The organism is Clostridium magnum DSM 2767 (genome assembly GCF_001623875.1).
Lineage (GTDB): Bacteria > Bacillota > Clostridia > Clostridiales > Clostridiaceae > Clostridium_AM > Clostridium_AM magnum.
In genome coordinates, this window is the sequence record NZ_LWAE01000002.1 from 487,704 (window position 1) to 502,192 (window position 14,489).

At 31.8% G+C, this 14,489-nt stretch carries 13 protein-coding genes and 1 other annotated feature; all 13 genes read left to right on the forward strand.

All coding sequences use genetic code 11. The features are described from left to right. The first annotated feature begins 15 nt into the window (after nucleotides 1–15). The 13 genes from pstC to CLMAG_RS09905 all read left to right on the forward strand — a co-directional run bounded on the left by pstC (nucleotide 16) and on the right by CLMAG_RS09905 (nucleotide 14,488). Nucleotides 16–897 carry a phosphate ABC transporter permease subunit PstC gene (gene pstC, locus CLMAG_RS09855; RefSeq protein ID WP_242872990.1) on the forward strand — a complete coding sequence of 294 codons (882 nt, stop codon included), beginning with the start codon at nucleotides 16–18 and terminating at the stop codon, nucleotides 895–897. A gap of 59 nt (nucleotides 898–956) precedes the next feature. Continuing rightward, nucleotides 957–1,787, forward strand: coding sequence for a phosphate ABC transporter permease PstA (gene pstA / locus CLMAG_RS09860; protein ID WP_066621582.1), 831 nt, complete (start codon nucleotides 957–959; stop codon nucleotides 1,785–1,787). Between the two features lie 2 nt (nucleotides 1,788–1,789). Further along, nucleotides 1,790–2,539, forward strand: a complete 750-nt coding sequence (locus CLMAG_RS09865) for a phosphate ABC transporter ATP-binding protein (RefSeq protein WP_066621583.1) — start codon at nucleotides 1,790–1,792, stop codon at nucleotides 2,537–2,539. 25 nt (nucleotides 2,540–2,564) lie between these two features. Then, complete coding sequence (locus CLMAG_RS09870; protein ID WP_066621585.1) at nucleotides 2,565–3,035, forward strand: HAD family hydrolase; 471 nt, start codon at nucleotides 2,565–2,567, stop codon at nucleotides 3,033–3,035. 218 nt (nucleotides 3,036–3,253) lie between these two features. After that, nucleotides 3,254–4,789 carry a cell wall-binding repeat-containing protein gene (locus CLMAG_RS33615; protein ID WP_242872991.1) on the forward strand — a complete coding sequence of 512 codons (1,536 nt, stop codon included), beginning with the start codon at nucleotides 3,254–3,256 and terminating at the stop codon, nucleotides 4,787–4,789. Continuing rightward, nucleotides 4,744–4,914 carry a polysaccharide deacetylase family protein gene (locus CLMAG_RS33620; protein ID WP_242872992.1) on the forward strand — a complete coding sequence of 57 codons (171 nt, stop codon included), beginning with the start codon at nucleotides 4,744–4,746 and terminating at the stop codon, nucleotides 4,912–4,914. Before CLMAG_RS33615 ends, CLMAG_RS33620 begins: the two co-directional genes overlap by 46 nt. 54 nt (nucleotides 4,915–4,968) lie before the next feature. Next, nucleotides 4,969–7,041, forward strand: coding sequence for an exo-beta-N-acetylmuramidase NamZ domain-containing protein (locus tag CLMAG_RS09880; protein WP_066621589.1), 2,073 nt, complete (start codon nucleotides 4,969–4,971; stop codon nucleotides 7,039–7,041). A 78-nt stretch (nucleotides 7,042–7,119) separates the two neighbouring features. Then, nucleotides 7,120–7,408 (forward strand) — a binding site (T-box leader). Nucleotides 7,409–7,625: 217 nt separating this feature from the next. Continuing rightward, complete coding sequence (gene ilvA, locus CLMAG_RS09885) at nucleotides 7,626–8,864, forward strand: threonine ammonia-lyase (RefSeq protein ID WP_066621591.1); 1,239 nt, start codon at nucleotides 7,626–7,628, stop codon at nucleotides 8,862–8,864. A 185-nt stretch (nucleotides 8,865–9,049) separates the two neighbouring features. Beyond that, nucleotides 9,050–10,135, forward strand: a complete 1,086-nt coding sequence (serC, locus tag CLMAG_RS09890; RefSeq protein ID WP_066621593.1) for a 3-phosphoserine/phosphohydroxythreonine transaminase — start codon at nucleotides 9,050–9,052, stop codon at nucleotides 10,133–10,135. A 394-nt stretch (nucleotides 10,136–10,529) separates the two neighbouring features. Further along, nucleotides 10,530–13,139, forward strand: coding sequence for a cation-translocating P-type ATPase (locus tag CLMAG_RS09895; RefSeq protein WP_066621595.1), 2,610 nt, complete (start codon nucleotides 10,530–10,532; stop codon nucleotides 13,137–13,139). A gap of 64 nt (nucleotides 13,140–13,203) precedes the next feature. Next, nucleotides 13,204–13,395: a hypothetical protein gene (locus CLMAG_RS31605; RefSeq protein ID WP_139264085.1), complete on the forward strand. Its 192-nt coding sequence runs from the start codon at nucleotides 13,204–13,206 to the stop codon at nucleotides 13,393–13,395. Nucleotides 13,396–13,490: 95 nt separating this feature from the next. Beyond that, nucleotides 13,491–13,703, forward strand: coding sequence for a hypothetical protein (locus tag CLMAG_RS09900; RefSeq protein WP_066621597.1), 213 nt, complete (start codon nucleotides 13,491–13,493; stop codon nucleotides 13,701–13,703). Nucleotides 13,704–14,092: 389 nt separating this feature from the next. Continuing rightward, nucleotides 14,093–14,488 carry a bacteriohemerythrin gene (locus tag CLMAG_RS09905; protein ID WP_066621599.1) on the forward strand — a complete coding sequence of 132 codons (396 nt, stop codon included), beginning with the start codon at nucleotides 14,093–14,095 and terminating at the stop codon, nucleotides 14,486–14,488. Nucleotide 14,489: the final 1 nt, after the last annotated feature.

Below are 14,489 nucleotides of genomic sequence, written 5' to 3' on the forward strand. Positions count from 1 at the left end.
GGTTTATTTCATATTATGAAAAAGGTGAATGTTATGCGAAATAATATAGAAAAAATTTTTTCGGCTTTTATAAAGTTCTTTGCTTTTATAGCAATATCTCTACTAATATTAATATTAATATTTATTTTAAAAGAAAGTATCGGATTATTTAATAAAGTATCTTTCTGGAATTTTGTTTTTGGAAATGAGTGGCAACCACTAGCTTTTAATCCTCAGGTATCAATAAAACCTATTATAATAGCAACCTTGTATGTATCTATTATAGGTGTAATGATTGCAGTACCTATAGGAGTTGGCTTTTCTGTCTTTATCTCTATTCTAGTACCTGAAAAAATAAGCAAAGTATTAAAAGCATTTATGAATATGCTAGCGGCTATCCCCTCAGTAGTATACGGATTTATAGGTCTTTTTATTATAGTAAAATTCTTTGAAGTACACTTTTCCTTTTCCACTGGAGAATCCGTATTTGGAGCGGGAATATTACTTGCAATAATGATACTACCCTATATAGTGTCTATTTGTAATGATACTGTATGTAAGATTTTTAAAATATACAAAATACATTCTCAATCCTTAGGTGTTTCAAAGTGGTATATGATGAATAATCTCATACTACCTGCCTGTAAGGAAAGCATAATTGCTTCTACAATTCTTGCCACTGGAAGAGCTATGGGTGAAACTATGGCAGTTATGATGGTAATAGGTAACTGTCCCATTATGCCAACTATTTTTGGAAGAGGAGAAACTATCCCTTCGCTTATTGCATTAGAAATGGGATCTGCTCGAATCGGAAGCCTTCATTATCATGCGCTTTTTGCTTCTGGATTTATACTTATGCTCTTACTTTTAATAATAAATGCTGTATTTTACGGCATAAATAGAAAAATTAATATTTAATAAAAGTTTATAAAAAGAACTATTTTATTATAATAAAATAAGTAATAGGAAGGATTCAAATGAGTAGATTTTTGAAGAATATACCCTTTGCACTATGGTATTTTATAAGTACCTTTATTGTTGTATCAATAGTCATATTTATTTTTGGATATATTTTTATAAAGGGAGCACCTGCTATAAATCTTCAATTTATAGTAGATTCACCTAAGGGCACTCCTCTTGGAATGGAGGGGGGAATACTTCCTGCAATATTAGGGAGTCTTGCCTTAGTATTAATTGCATGTATTAGCTCTGCTATTTTAGGAATTTCTACGGCTATTTATCTGTGCTTTTATTGTAATAAAGAAAGTATTATTACTCTAGTACATTTAATTGTAAGTTGTATTGCTGGAATTCCATCTATTGTTCTTGGACTTTTTGGCTATTCTTTTTTAGTGTATTTTTGTAATTTTGGAGTAAGCCTTATATCTGGAGGAATTACTTTGGGAATTATGATTTTTCCATACATAGAAGTTATTGCAGAGAAATCTATTAGAGAGGTAGATAAAGATTTAATATTTTCATCCTATGCATTAGGTGTAGACAAATGTTATACTTTTTTTCACATAATTCTTCCTAGTTGTAAAGGTGAAATTTTATCTGGAATAATTATGTCTGGTGGCTTTGCCATGGGTGCAGCGGCGCCAGTTATGCTGACTTCAGCAGTAGTTTCAGCTCCAAATCCAGATTCGTTATTTTCTCCTGTTATGGCACTACCTTATCATTTATACATCCTAGTAAGTCAGGGGATTTCCTTTGAGAAAGCCTATGGTACTGCACTAGTACTTATAATAATTGTTATAATATTAAATTTCACTGCTGCTCTTTTAGTAGAAAAAAGGAGAGACTAATTATGGATAATATATTAGAAATAAGAAATTTACAGGTATATTTAGATAACAAACCTATACTTAAAGAAGTGAATCTTTCTATTAAAAAAGGAAAAATTACCGCAATAATAGGACCCTCGGGATGTGGAAAATCAACTTTACTAAAATCTATAAATAGAATTATAGAAGAAGAAAAGAACTCCAAAGTACATGGATCTATTTTATTAAAAGGAGAAGACATAAAAAGTATAAACAAAGAACATATTAGAAAAAACATAGGCTGTGTTTTTCAAATACCAGCACCATTTCCTTTTTCTATATATAAAAACATGATATATGCTCTTAAATACTATGGGATAAAGGATAGGGCAAAACTTAATAATATTGTAGAAAAAAATTTAAAAATGGTAGGTTTATATGAAGAAATTAAGGATAACTTAAATATTTCTGCTCTAAAGTTATCAGGTGGACAGCAGCAGAGGTTATGCATAGCTAGAACACTTACAGTAGAACCAGAAATTATTTTAATGGACGAGCCTTGTTCTGCACTAGATTTAAACAATACTATTAAAATAGAAGAAACTCTAAAAAAACTATCTGATAATTATACTATAATAATAGTTACACATAATTTGGCCCAAGCAAGAAGAATATCAAACTACACTGCATTTATGTTAAACGGACAAATAGAAGAATATGATGAAACAAAAAAGTTATTTACAAATCCCATAAAAGAAAGTACAAGGAAATATATTAGTGGATTATTTGGTTAATTAATATATCACAAGGAGTAACAAAATGATAGAAATAAGCATACCTGGAAGATCTAACTTAAAACTTAAAAATATTATTTTTGATTATAATGGAACTATTGCAGTAGATGGTATTATATCAGACTATGTTAAAAAAATGCTAGTTGAATTAAGTTATGATTTAAGTGTATACATAATAACTGCGGATACCTATGGAAATGTTAGAACTGAATGTGAAAAACTTCCTGTTAGTATTGAAACCTTTTCCTTTGGAAATGCAACGATATACAAGAAAGAGTTTGTTGAAAAAATAGGATGTGAGTTTACAATAGCAGTAGGCAATGGTCTTAATGATGTAGAGATGTTAAAAAAGGCAGCATTATCTATAGCAGTTATAGGTGATGAGGGATGTTCATCTCAAGCTATATTAAATTCCCATATAACATGCAAATGTATTAATGATGTCTTTGATATGGTACTGAAGAAATATAGAATAATAGCAACTCTAAGGGATTAAAGTTGTATTAACATTTAGAGCAATAGCTAAGGACGCTGGAAAACAGTAATTTTGTCAGTGAAGCCATATGGTCCGTGTTGTATGATACATTCTTAGTGGTGTTTTTAGAACTATAGAAATAGTTCTTTTCTTTCATCATAAATATGCCTTATAATGGATTTAATAAATATAAATTCTGGTTAATTCATAGGTAAAATTATTTTTGAAAGGAAGAAGATATGATGGTAAAAAGGGGATATTTATTCATTGTAAGTTCTTTAATAACAATTTTACTATTTATATCAACCAAGGTGTCTGCAGCTCCAATTAAAAAAAGATTTGGAGGTACTGACAGATATTCTACAAGTATCAATATAAGTAAAAATAATTGGGACAAGGCAGAGTACGCAGTTATAGTTTCAGGAGAAGGTTTTGCCGATGCTCTTTGCGCTGCTCCCCTAGCTAAAAAATTTAATGCACCTATACTGTTGACTAATGGGAAAGGTCTAGGTAATGATTTGAAAAATGAGTTGACTAGGCTGGGCGTAAGAAAAGTATTCATAATAGGTAACTATGGAGTTATAGCTCAGGACATAGAAAGAGAAATATATGAAACAAATATAGATTACGAAAGAATATCCGGAGATACTAGATACGACACTAGTTTGAAGATTGCAGAACGTATAGGAAGTAGTAATGGCATAGTAATAACCTATGGAGAGAACTTTCCTGATGCATTATCTACAGCGCCGATGGCTGCTGTTAAGGGAATGCCTATATTATTAATGGACAAGCATGGAATGACGGACAATATGAAACTATATATTGAGAATAATAAAATAGAAAAGTTCTATATAGTTGCTGCTGAAAATGTAATTAGTAACGATCTTCTCAAAAGCATTAATAATTACAAAAGGTTAAGTGGTGCAAATAGGTATGAAACTAACCAAATAGTAATTAATGAATTTTCCAATGAAATAGATTTTAGCAGTATTTATGTGACAACAGGAGAAGCTTTTGCAGATGCATTATCCGGTGCAGCAGCGGCTGCAAAGACAAATTCACCAATTATACTTACAGATGGTAATGTACTGCTTGGAAAAACTGTACTTGCTTCTAAAATACCTTCAATAAATGAGATGAAAATATTAGGTGCAGCGGAAACTATGCCAGAGGAGAATGCACAAACTTTATTAAGCGATAAAAAGATAGTTAAATATGTTTATGATGCAGAGAAGGTAAGTAGGATACTAAAAAATATTGAGCAAAGTGATGGACAGAAAATAGCCTTTCTTACCTTTGATGATGGACCATCTACTACTGTAACTCCGGAGATATTGGATATATTAAAAAGCAATGATGTGAAAGCGACCTTCTTTTTACTTGGTACGAATATCGAGGCTAATGAGTATAGTAAAGATTTGGTGAGAAGAATTTTACAAGATGGACATGCTATAGGAAATCACACTTACACTCATAATTATAGAAATATATATCCTGGTAATCAGGTGGATCCAGCCAAATATATGCAGGAGGTCAGAGCAACTAACAATGCTATAAGCGATATTATTGGAGAGGAATTTAAAACTAGAATTACAAGAATGCCTGGAGGATACATGTCCAGAAAATTTCATAAGGATTCTAATCTAAGTTATTTTAATGAAGTGTTAAAGGGAAATAATATGTATAGTATAGATTGGAATGCCTATGACGGAGATGCAGAGGGCAAATGGAAGAATGCAGAACAATTACTTCAAGAGGTAAAAAAACTGTAGGAAATAAAGAAAAAGTAATTTTATTAATGCACGATACTTATGGTAAGGAGGAAACAGCTAAAGCTTTACCGGAAATTATAAAGTATTTAAGAGATTGCGGATATGAATTTAAGATAATAAAGTAGTTTAAGTAATAGTTAAAAAGTATTCATTAATAATTTTGAAAGAGAGAATATACAATGCTAAAGAAGAAGTATTTGTTTTTAATAAGTTTTTTAATAAGTAGTTTATTTCTTACGTCAGTTAAGGTATCTGCTGATCCAGTTCAAAAGAGATTTTGGGGTATCAATAGGTATGCTACATCTATTAATATATGTGAGAATAACTGGGATAAATCAGATTACGTAGTTTTGGTTTCGGGAGAAGGTTTTGCAGATGCTCTTTGCGCTGCTACTCTAGCTAAGAAATATAATGCGCCTGTAATACTAACTAGTGGAAAGTCTTTAGACAATGATATTAAAAACCAGCTAATTAGACTGAATGTAAAGCGCATATTTATAATAGGTGGCACTGGTGTTATAGCACAGAGTGTAGAAGAGCAGTTAGATACTATGAACATAGGATACGAGAGAATATCAGGAAATGATAGATATGATACCAGTTTAAAGGTTGCACAGCTTATAGGCAGTGATAATGGAGTTGTAATAGCTTCTGGAGAGAGTTTTCCAGACGCATTATCAATAGCTCCTATAGCAGCTGCTAAGGGAATGCCTATATTATTAACTAATAAATATAGTTTATCGCAGGGTATAAATCAATTTATTCAAAATAGTAGCGGGAAAAAGTGCTATATAGTTGGCGGTGTAGGTGTAATTGGAAATAATGTCATCAAAGGTATTAATAATTATAAGAGATTAGGTGGCATAGATAGATATGAAACAAATGTAAAAATTGTTGATGAATTTGCTAGCAATGTGAACTTTAGTAGCATTTATATTAGTTCAGGAGAAGGTTTTGCAGATGCCTTATCTGGTTCGGTAGCAGCAGCGAAGACAAATTCACCTCTTATACTTACAAACGGGAGTTCATCAATTACCAAAGCTGCTTTTTACACGAAAATATCATTGGTAAATGAGTTTAGAGTATTAGGTGGTGAAGCTGTTGTACAAAATAAGGCTGTACAAAATTTATTAACTGATAAGATCGAAAGCAAATTTAAACTTGGGGATGATTTGCTAATAAGTAAATATAGTAATTTAATAAAGGGTAAAAATATTGGGCTTGTTACTAATCAAACAGGAGTAAACAGCAATAGAATAAGTATCGTTAATGTATTAGCTAATTATGATGAGGCTAAACTAACAGCTCTTTTTGCACCTGAGCATGGTATTGATGGGAAAGCTAAAGCGGGGGATTATGTAAAGTCCTATATAGATGAAAGCTTAGGTATTCCTGTATATAGTCTTTATGGAGCCACAAGGATGCCTACGGAAGAAATGCTGTCTAACATAGACGTTTTAGTATTTGATATTCAAGATATAGGGGCACGTTCATACACTTATATGTCTACACTAAACTATTGTATGAAAGCAGCAGCTAAATATAACAAAGAACTAGTTGTTTTAGATAGACCTAATCCATTAGGTGGACAAATTATGGATGGGCCTGTGCTAGAAGATAAATTCAAAAGCTTTGTTGGCGTCGATAATATGCCAATGACTCATGGAATGACTGCAGGGGAGTTAGCACAGTTCTTTAATAGAACTATATCGGCCAAGCTTACAGTAGTTCCCATGGAGGGGTATAGTAGGAATATGATATTCCAAGATACTGGATTAAGCTGGGTGCAAAGTTCTCCTTATATATCTAGCATAGAAGCTGTTTTTGGTTATTCAGCTACCGGACTTGGTGAAGGTACTATTGTATATCAAGATGATTATTTTACATGGGTTGGAGGAAAAGGTATCAATTCTGACAAGTTTGCGCAGCTTTTAAATTCTGCTAATTTATCAGGCGTTAGGTTTAAAGCAAATTCAAGAGGTGGATTTGGCGGGGTAAAGCTTGAGATCACAGACTATCATACCTTTAATCCAGCGAGAACTGGAATATACGTATTAGCTTATGCTCATTCCTTAAATAATTTTAAGGTTCCTAAAAGTACAAATGAGATTATTATGTTTGACAAGATAATGGGAACTGATAAAATTGGACAGTATTTGGAAGCTGGATATAGTCCTCAGCGAATTGAGTCAGAATATAGTGTAGGGCTTGAACAATTTAAAGTTGAGAGAAAAAAGTATTTAATATATTAGGTTGTAAAATTACTAAAAATATATTGACATTTTTGCAAAAAGGTAATATACTTATAAAAAGTTTATTAATTTAATAAAACAAAGGCTACGATGGAGAAAAAAGTATTCAATTTATTAATCGCAGAGAGCCAACATTAGGTGTAAGTTGGTATTAATAGGAATATGTAATGATCACTCTGGAGCTTCCAAGTTGAAAGACTTTTGGGTCAATTAAACGAGGACGTTTACCAACGATATATGGTTAAGGTTCATAATGAATAATAGTTGACTATTCTTATTATTCAAAGTCGACCTGATAATGAGAGGCAATTAGTATATCTAATTGCAAATAAGGTGGTACCACGGAAGTATATCTCCCGTCCTTATAAGTATAATTAACTTATACTCATAAGGACGGGAGTTTTTTATTTATCCAAGCGAAGTGAAACTTGAATCAGATGTGGGGAATTTCATCTGATTTTTAGTTGAATGAATCCAGAGACGTAGCCGCTTGCAACGTTCATTTTGGAGAAAATGGGGGTATTAGAGCGAGGAGTCATTGGAAAATTAATTTAGTATAAATATTAAGGGAGGACATTAGAGCAATGGGAGAAAATTTAGTATTAAGAAATGAAACAGAATATTTAAGATTAGGGGATGTACTAGAGGCTAGAGAAAGAATAAAGGATATATGTGTAAATACTAAATTGATATATAGTACAGAATTTAGTAGAGAAAGTGGTAATGAAGTATATATAAAACCAGAAAATCTTCAAATCACTGGAGCTTTTAAGTTAAGAGGGGCATTAAATAAAATAGGAAAATTAAGTGATGAACAGAAACAAAAGGGGTTAATTGCCTCATCAGCGGGAAATCACGCACAGGGGGTTGCATATTCAGCAAGTAAACTTGGAATCAAGGCAACAATTGTTATGCCAGAAACTACGCCACTTATAAAGGTACAAGCTACTAGAAACTATGGGGTAGATGTAGTATTAAAAGGACAGGTTTATGATGAAGCATATGAAGAAGCTAAAAGATTAGAAGAGGAGAATGGGTATACTTTTGTTCATCCCTTCAATGATTTAGATGTAATGGCTGGACAGGGAACTATTGCAGTTGAAATTATAGAAGAACTAAGGGATGTTGATGCAATACTTGTGCCAATAGGCGGAGGTGGATTAATAAGTGGTATAGCAGTGGCTGCTAAAGGTATTAATCCCAATATAAAGGTAATAGGAGTACAAGCAGAAGGTGCAAATCCAATGAAACTTTCCTTTGAAAGTGGTGAGTTAACCTTTGTTGATAAAGTTGATACTATTGCAGATGGTGCAGCGGTAAAAAAACCAGGAGATATTACTTTTGAAGTAATAAAAAAATATGTAGATGAAATTGTTACTGTAAGTGATCAAGAGCTTATGGAAGCTGTATTTATTCTTTTAGAAAAGCATAAACTAGTGGCAGAAGCAACAGGGGTTATGTCCTTAGCAGCATTAAAGAGATTAAACTTTAAAGGTAAAAAGGTAGTTTCTTTAATAAGTGGGGGAAACATAGATGTAGTAACAATAGCATCTCTTTTAAATCATGGATTAGTTTCAAGAGGAAGATTATTCTGTTTCTCAGTTAAGCTTCATGATACTCCAGGACAGCTTTTGAAAATATCTACAATATTAGCAGAAAAGGGAGCTAATGTAATAAAACTAGACCATAATCAGTTTAAGGCTATTGATAGATTAAAACATGTAGTTTTAGAAGTAACAGTAGAAACTAATGGACATGAACACATAGATGAGATAGTTAAGGCTCTAAATCAAGCAGGGTATAATCTAGATAAGATTTACTAAAATAAGAAAAAAGTTTAAAATAATTTAGAAATTTACTGGTTTTTTATCAAAATAATTAAAAACTTGTGTTATAATATTGTCAATGTTAAATTTATAAAAGAACATTTTACGTTTGTAGTGAATATGTATATATTTGCAAATTTGACGCAGAACAAGATGTAAAAACAAAAGGGGGCTTTTTTAAAATGTCAAGAGTGTACAATTTCTCAGCAGGACCAGCTGTATTACCAGAAGAGGTGCTTAGAGAAGCAGCAGCAGAAATGTTAGATTATAAGGGCACTGGAATGTCAGTTATGGAGATGAGCCATCGTTCCAAGGCTTTTGAAGAAATTATTGGGGATGCTGAAAAAACATTAAGAGAAGTAATGAATATTCCAGATAATTATAAGGTATTATTCTTGCAAGGTGGGGGATCTCAACAATTTGCAATGATTCCAATGAACTTAATGAAAAATAAGGTTGCAGATTACATTGTTACAGGACAATGGTCTAAAAAAGCAGCATCAGAAGCAAAAATATATGGAAAAGTTAATGTTATAGCTTCTTCAGTAGATAAGAATTTTTCATATGTACCAGATTTAAAGAATTTAAAGATTTCTGATGATGCAGATTATGTTTATATATGCCATAATGAAACAGTACATGGACTTAAATATAATGATATTCCTGAAACAGGAGATAAAATATTAGTAGCTGATATGTCTTCAGATATACTATCAGAACCTGTAGATGTAACAAAGTATGGTCTTATTTTTGCAGGGGTTCAAAAGAATATTGGACCTGCAGGAGTTGTTGTAGTAATAATTCGTGAAGATTTGCTTACAGAGGATTTATTACCAGGTACTCCAACTATGTTAAGCTATAAGATTCACGCAGATAATAAATCACTATATAATACACCACCAGCATATGGAATATACATATGTGGTAAGGTATTTAAATGGGTTGAAAAATTAGGCGGCTTAGAAGCAATGAAGAAGAGAAATGAGGAAAAGGCTGCTATACTATATGATTATCTTGATTCAAGCAGCATGTTCAAGGGAACAGTTGAAAAGAAGGATCGCTCATTAATGAATGTACCTTTTGTAACTGCTTCAGATGAATTAAATGCAAAATTTGTAAAGGAATCTAAAGCAGCTGGATTTGACAACTTAAAGGGACATAGAAGTGTTGGTGGCATGAGAGCAAGCATATACAATGCTATGCCAATAGAAGGTGTTAAGGCTTTAGTAGAATTTATGAAGAAATTTGAAGAAGAAAATGAAGTGTAAACTTGAATCAGATGGGGTTTCAAATCCCACCTGATTCTTAGTTGAACGAATCCAGGGACGTAGCCGCTCGCAACGTACACTTTGAAGAAGATGGGAGTATTAGAGCGGGTAGTCATCGGATAAATAAATTCAGTAACTCTATGGCTAAAATTTTAGTTATAGAGTTTTTTTGTAATCAATTGCATGAATTAAATTGAAAAAATTATTAACATACTAAATTATTAATACAAAACATATACTTCAATAATTGCAGAATCAGATGATTTTGATAAGGCAGTATTAATTTTATTTTTAATTATGGGAATAATAACTTAGAGTTCAGTACTTATTTTATTAAGATACCTTAAAGCACTAAGCAAAAGATTTTGTATGTTAGTTAAAGGAGAGTAGGTATATGAAAGATTTTTATAGGAAGTCACCAGGAGAATCACTAAAGATACTAAACGTTACAGATAAAGGCTTGAATGATGAAGAAATAAAAAAAAGGAGAGAACAATATGGTTTCAATGAATTAGAGGAAGCTGCAAGAAAAAGCCCTTTGCAAGTTTTCTTTGATCAATTTAAAGATTTTTTAGTTATCATATTGCTGGCTGCAGCAATTATTTCTGCTTTTCTTGGAAAGCTTGAAAGTACCCTTGTTATAATGGTTGTAGTTATTATTAATGCAATACTTGGAACAGTTCAGCATGTTAAAGCAGAGCAATCATTAAAGGGACTCAAGGCGCTTTCATCACCAATAGCTAAGGTTTTGAGAAATGGACAAAAGTTAGAAATTCCCTCAAAAGAACTTTTAGCAGGAGATATTTTATATCTTGATGCTGGAGATTATGTCAGTGCAGATGGTAGAATTATTGAAAGTTTTAGTCTTCAAGTAAATGAGAGTTCATTAACTGGAGAATCTGAAAGTGTATTAAAATTTGTAGATACTATAGATAAAGAGGATGTAGCTATTGGTGATAGAAAGAACATGGTCTTTTCCGGCAGTTTTGTAACTTACGGAAGAGGAATTATTTTAGTTACGGATATAGGAATGAGTACTGAGATAGGTAAAATAGCCAATTTATTAGAGAGTGCAAAAGAAAAGAAAACACCTCTTCAAGTAAGTCTTGATAACTTTGGAAGAAAGCTTGCCTTTGTCATATTAGCAATATCCGCAATTATATTTGCTTTAGATATATTTAGAGGACGTAATATTGTAGACTCTTTTATGTTTGCAGTATCTTTAGCAGTGGCAGCCATTCCAGAGGCCTTAAGTTCTATAGTAACTATTGTTCTTGCACTTGGTACTCAAAAGATGGCTAAGAAAAATGCTATAGTAAGAAAACTCCATGCTGTTGAAAGTCTTGGTAGTATTTCTGTAATATGCTCAGACAAAACAGGAACTTTAACCCAAAATAAAATGACAGTACAGAAAGCTTTCGTAGATGATCAGGTACTTGATTATGATAGTTTAAACCATGATAAAGTTTTAGAAAAAGGCTTAGTTTTAATGGCCTTATTGTGTAATGACGCCGTTACTGTTGAAAACAAAGAAATTGGAGACCCAACTGAAGTTGCTCTAGTTAATCTAGGTGAAATATATTATTTAGACGAACTTGTCATAAGAGAACAATATCCAAGATTAGGAGAAGTACCCTTTGACTCTGATAGAAAATTAATGAGCACTGTTCATAAATTTGAAGAGAAATATACAATGATCACTAAGGGAGCGCTAGATGTTCTTTTAAAAAGGTCATCAAAGATTGAACTTTCAAGTGGAGTAAGGGAGTTTACAGAAGAGCATAAAAAAGAAATTGAAACTATAAACAGAGAATTTTCTATGGGTGGGCTTAGAGTATTATCATTTGCATATAAAGAAATTAATGAGGGCCAAAAGATTACAGTTGAGGATGAAAAGGACCTAGTATTCGTAGGTCTTATAGCAATGATGGACCCTCCAAGAAATGAATCCGCAGAAGCTGTTAAAAGATGCATAGATGCAGGTATAAAACCGGTAATGATAACTGGAGATCACAAAATCACAGCGTCTGCTATAGCAAAACAAATAGGAATACTTAAAGATGAATCAGAAGCTATGGAAGGTTTTGAATTAGAAAAAATTAATGATGAAGAACTTAAAAATATGGTTCCTAATATTTCAGTTTATGCTAGGGTATCTCCAGAGCATAAAATCAGAATAGTAAGGGCGTGGCAAGAACTAGGAAATGTAGTCGCAATGACCGGTGATGGCGTAAATGATGCACCAGCTTTAAAACAAGCAGATATAGGTATTGCTATGGGAATCACAGGTACAGAAGTTGCCAAAGATGCGGCCTCCATGGTATTAGCAGATGATAACTTCTCAACTATAGTTAAAGCTATTTCAAATGGTAGAAGTATATATGCAAATATTAAGAATTCAATTAAGTTTCTTCTATCTGGTAATACAGCAGGAATATTGTCAGTAGTATACGCATCAATAGGTGCACTACCAATTCCTTTCGCAGCAGTTCACCTTTTATTTATTAATTTAATAACAGATAGTTTGCCAGCTATAGCAATAGGACTTGAACCTCATAATGAAAATATAATGAAAGAAAAGCCAAGAGATATAAATACCCCAATCCTCAATAAGTCCTTTGCAATTGAGGTTATTATAGAAGGACTGTTAATTGCTTTAGTAACAATGTTAGCTTTCCACAGAGGATTAAGTACAGGTGGTGCTGAGGTTGCTAGTACAATGGCCTTTGCTACCCTTTGCTTAGCTAGATTATTACACGGATTTAATTGTAGATCGAAAGAATCAATCTTTAGAGTAGGATTGTTCACAAATAAGTTCATATGGATTGCAGTAATAATTGGCTACTTACTTCTAATAATGGTCTTAACATTCAGGTCTCTAAGGGGAATCTTTGAAGTTGCGGCACTAAATACAAGTCAATTTAGCTATATTTATCTGTTATCAATTATTCCACTTATCGTAGTTCAAGTTTACAAATTATTATTTGTTACAGTCAAAGAATAAAGAATTAAAAAACAAAGTAGAATTAAATTTTAGGATTCTACTTTGTTTTTATGCTTAAATTTAGATGAAAAACAAGCAATATTTATATTTCTTCCAGGATTATAATTTTGTATATAAAAATCAAGAATTGAGAGTTACCATGACCTTTGGAGTGTGTAATTCCAAGAATTTTGAAACAGTAGATAGCATGATTGCAGAGGCAGATAGACTTTTGTATAACGGTAAGATAAGTGGAAAAAATAGTGTAAGATACTAAATATGCTTAATATCTTACACTATTTTTTTATTGGTTTAGAATATTCAAATTATTAAGAATATGATATAATAATAAATAAAAAGGGGGTATGTCTTGTGGAAAATTATAGAGGATATGAAATAACAGTCATAGAGAATAATGAAAAGGAGTACCCATTTAAGGCAATTGCTAGAAAAGGAGATAAGGAAGTTAAACATAAGGGACAGAGTAAGACACAAGCAATTGACTATGTTAAGAAAAGTATTAATGTCATTATAGAAAAGATAGAGGCAAAAAATGAAGTGAAACTTGAATCAGATCGGGGTTAAACCCCACCTGATTCTTAGTTTAACGAGGGATGTAGCAGCTCTTTACTCCCTTTGATAAAAGGAAGTATTAGAGCGGGTAGTCATCGGATAAATCATTACAAAAATAATTAAACTGTAACTTATTTTTCAGAGGTAAACTTTAATTCAGCTGAAATATAAATTGCAGTTTAATTTATATTAACTGTAAAAACCTTTTTTAGCATAATGTTTGTTTGTGTTAATTATGGTAAAATAATAGAAAGTAGTTGACTATGAACTAAAAAATAAAATTACTGCAGAAGATAAAAATTTTACAATTAAACTATATCTTCATAAAAATTTATGGTAAAATATTTACTTTGAGAGGTATTCTTGCAAAGTAAAGAAACTTAAAGAAGGAGAAATTATAAATGTTTGAAATGAAAGATGAATACAGATTAGGATTAGTAAGTATCGACGAACAACATACTAAGTTGTTTGAATTAGGAGATCAGGCTTATAAGTTATTAAAGGATAGATACAGTATTGACAAATATGATAAAATAGTGGAGATAATAAAAGAGTTAGGTGCCTATGCTGCAACTCATTTTAAAGATGAAGAAGAGTATATGGAAAGTATAAGATATAGAAAATTGTTTAGTCAAAAGGTACAGCATGAAGAATTCATAAAGGCAGTAGAAGCTGTTAATTTTAATAAAATTGACGACAATCAAGATGAATATATCATGGAAATTCTTAATTTTATAGCTAAATGGCTAACTGAACATATCATAAAGGAAGATTTGCTAATTACTAAAAATAATTAAT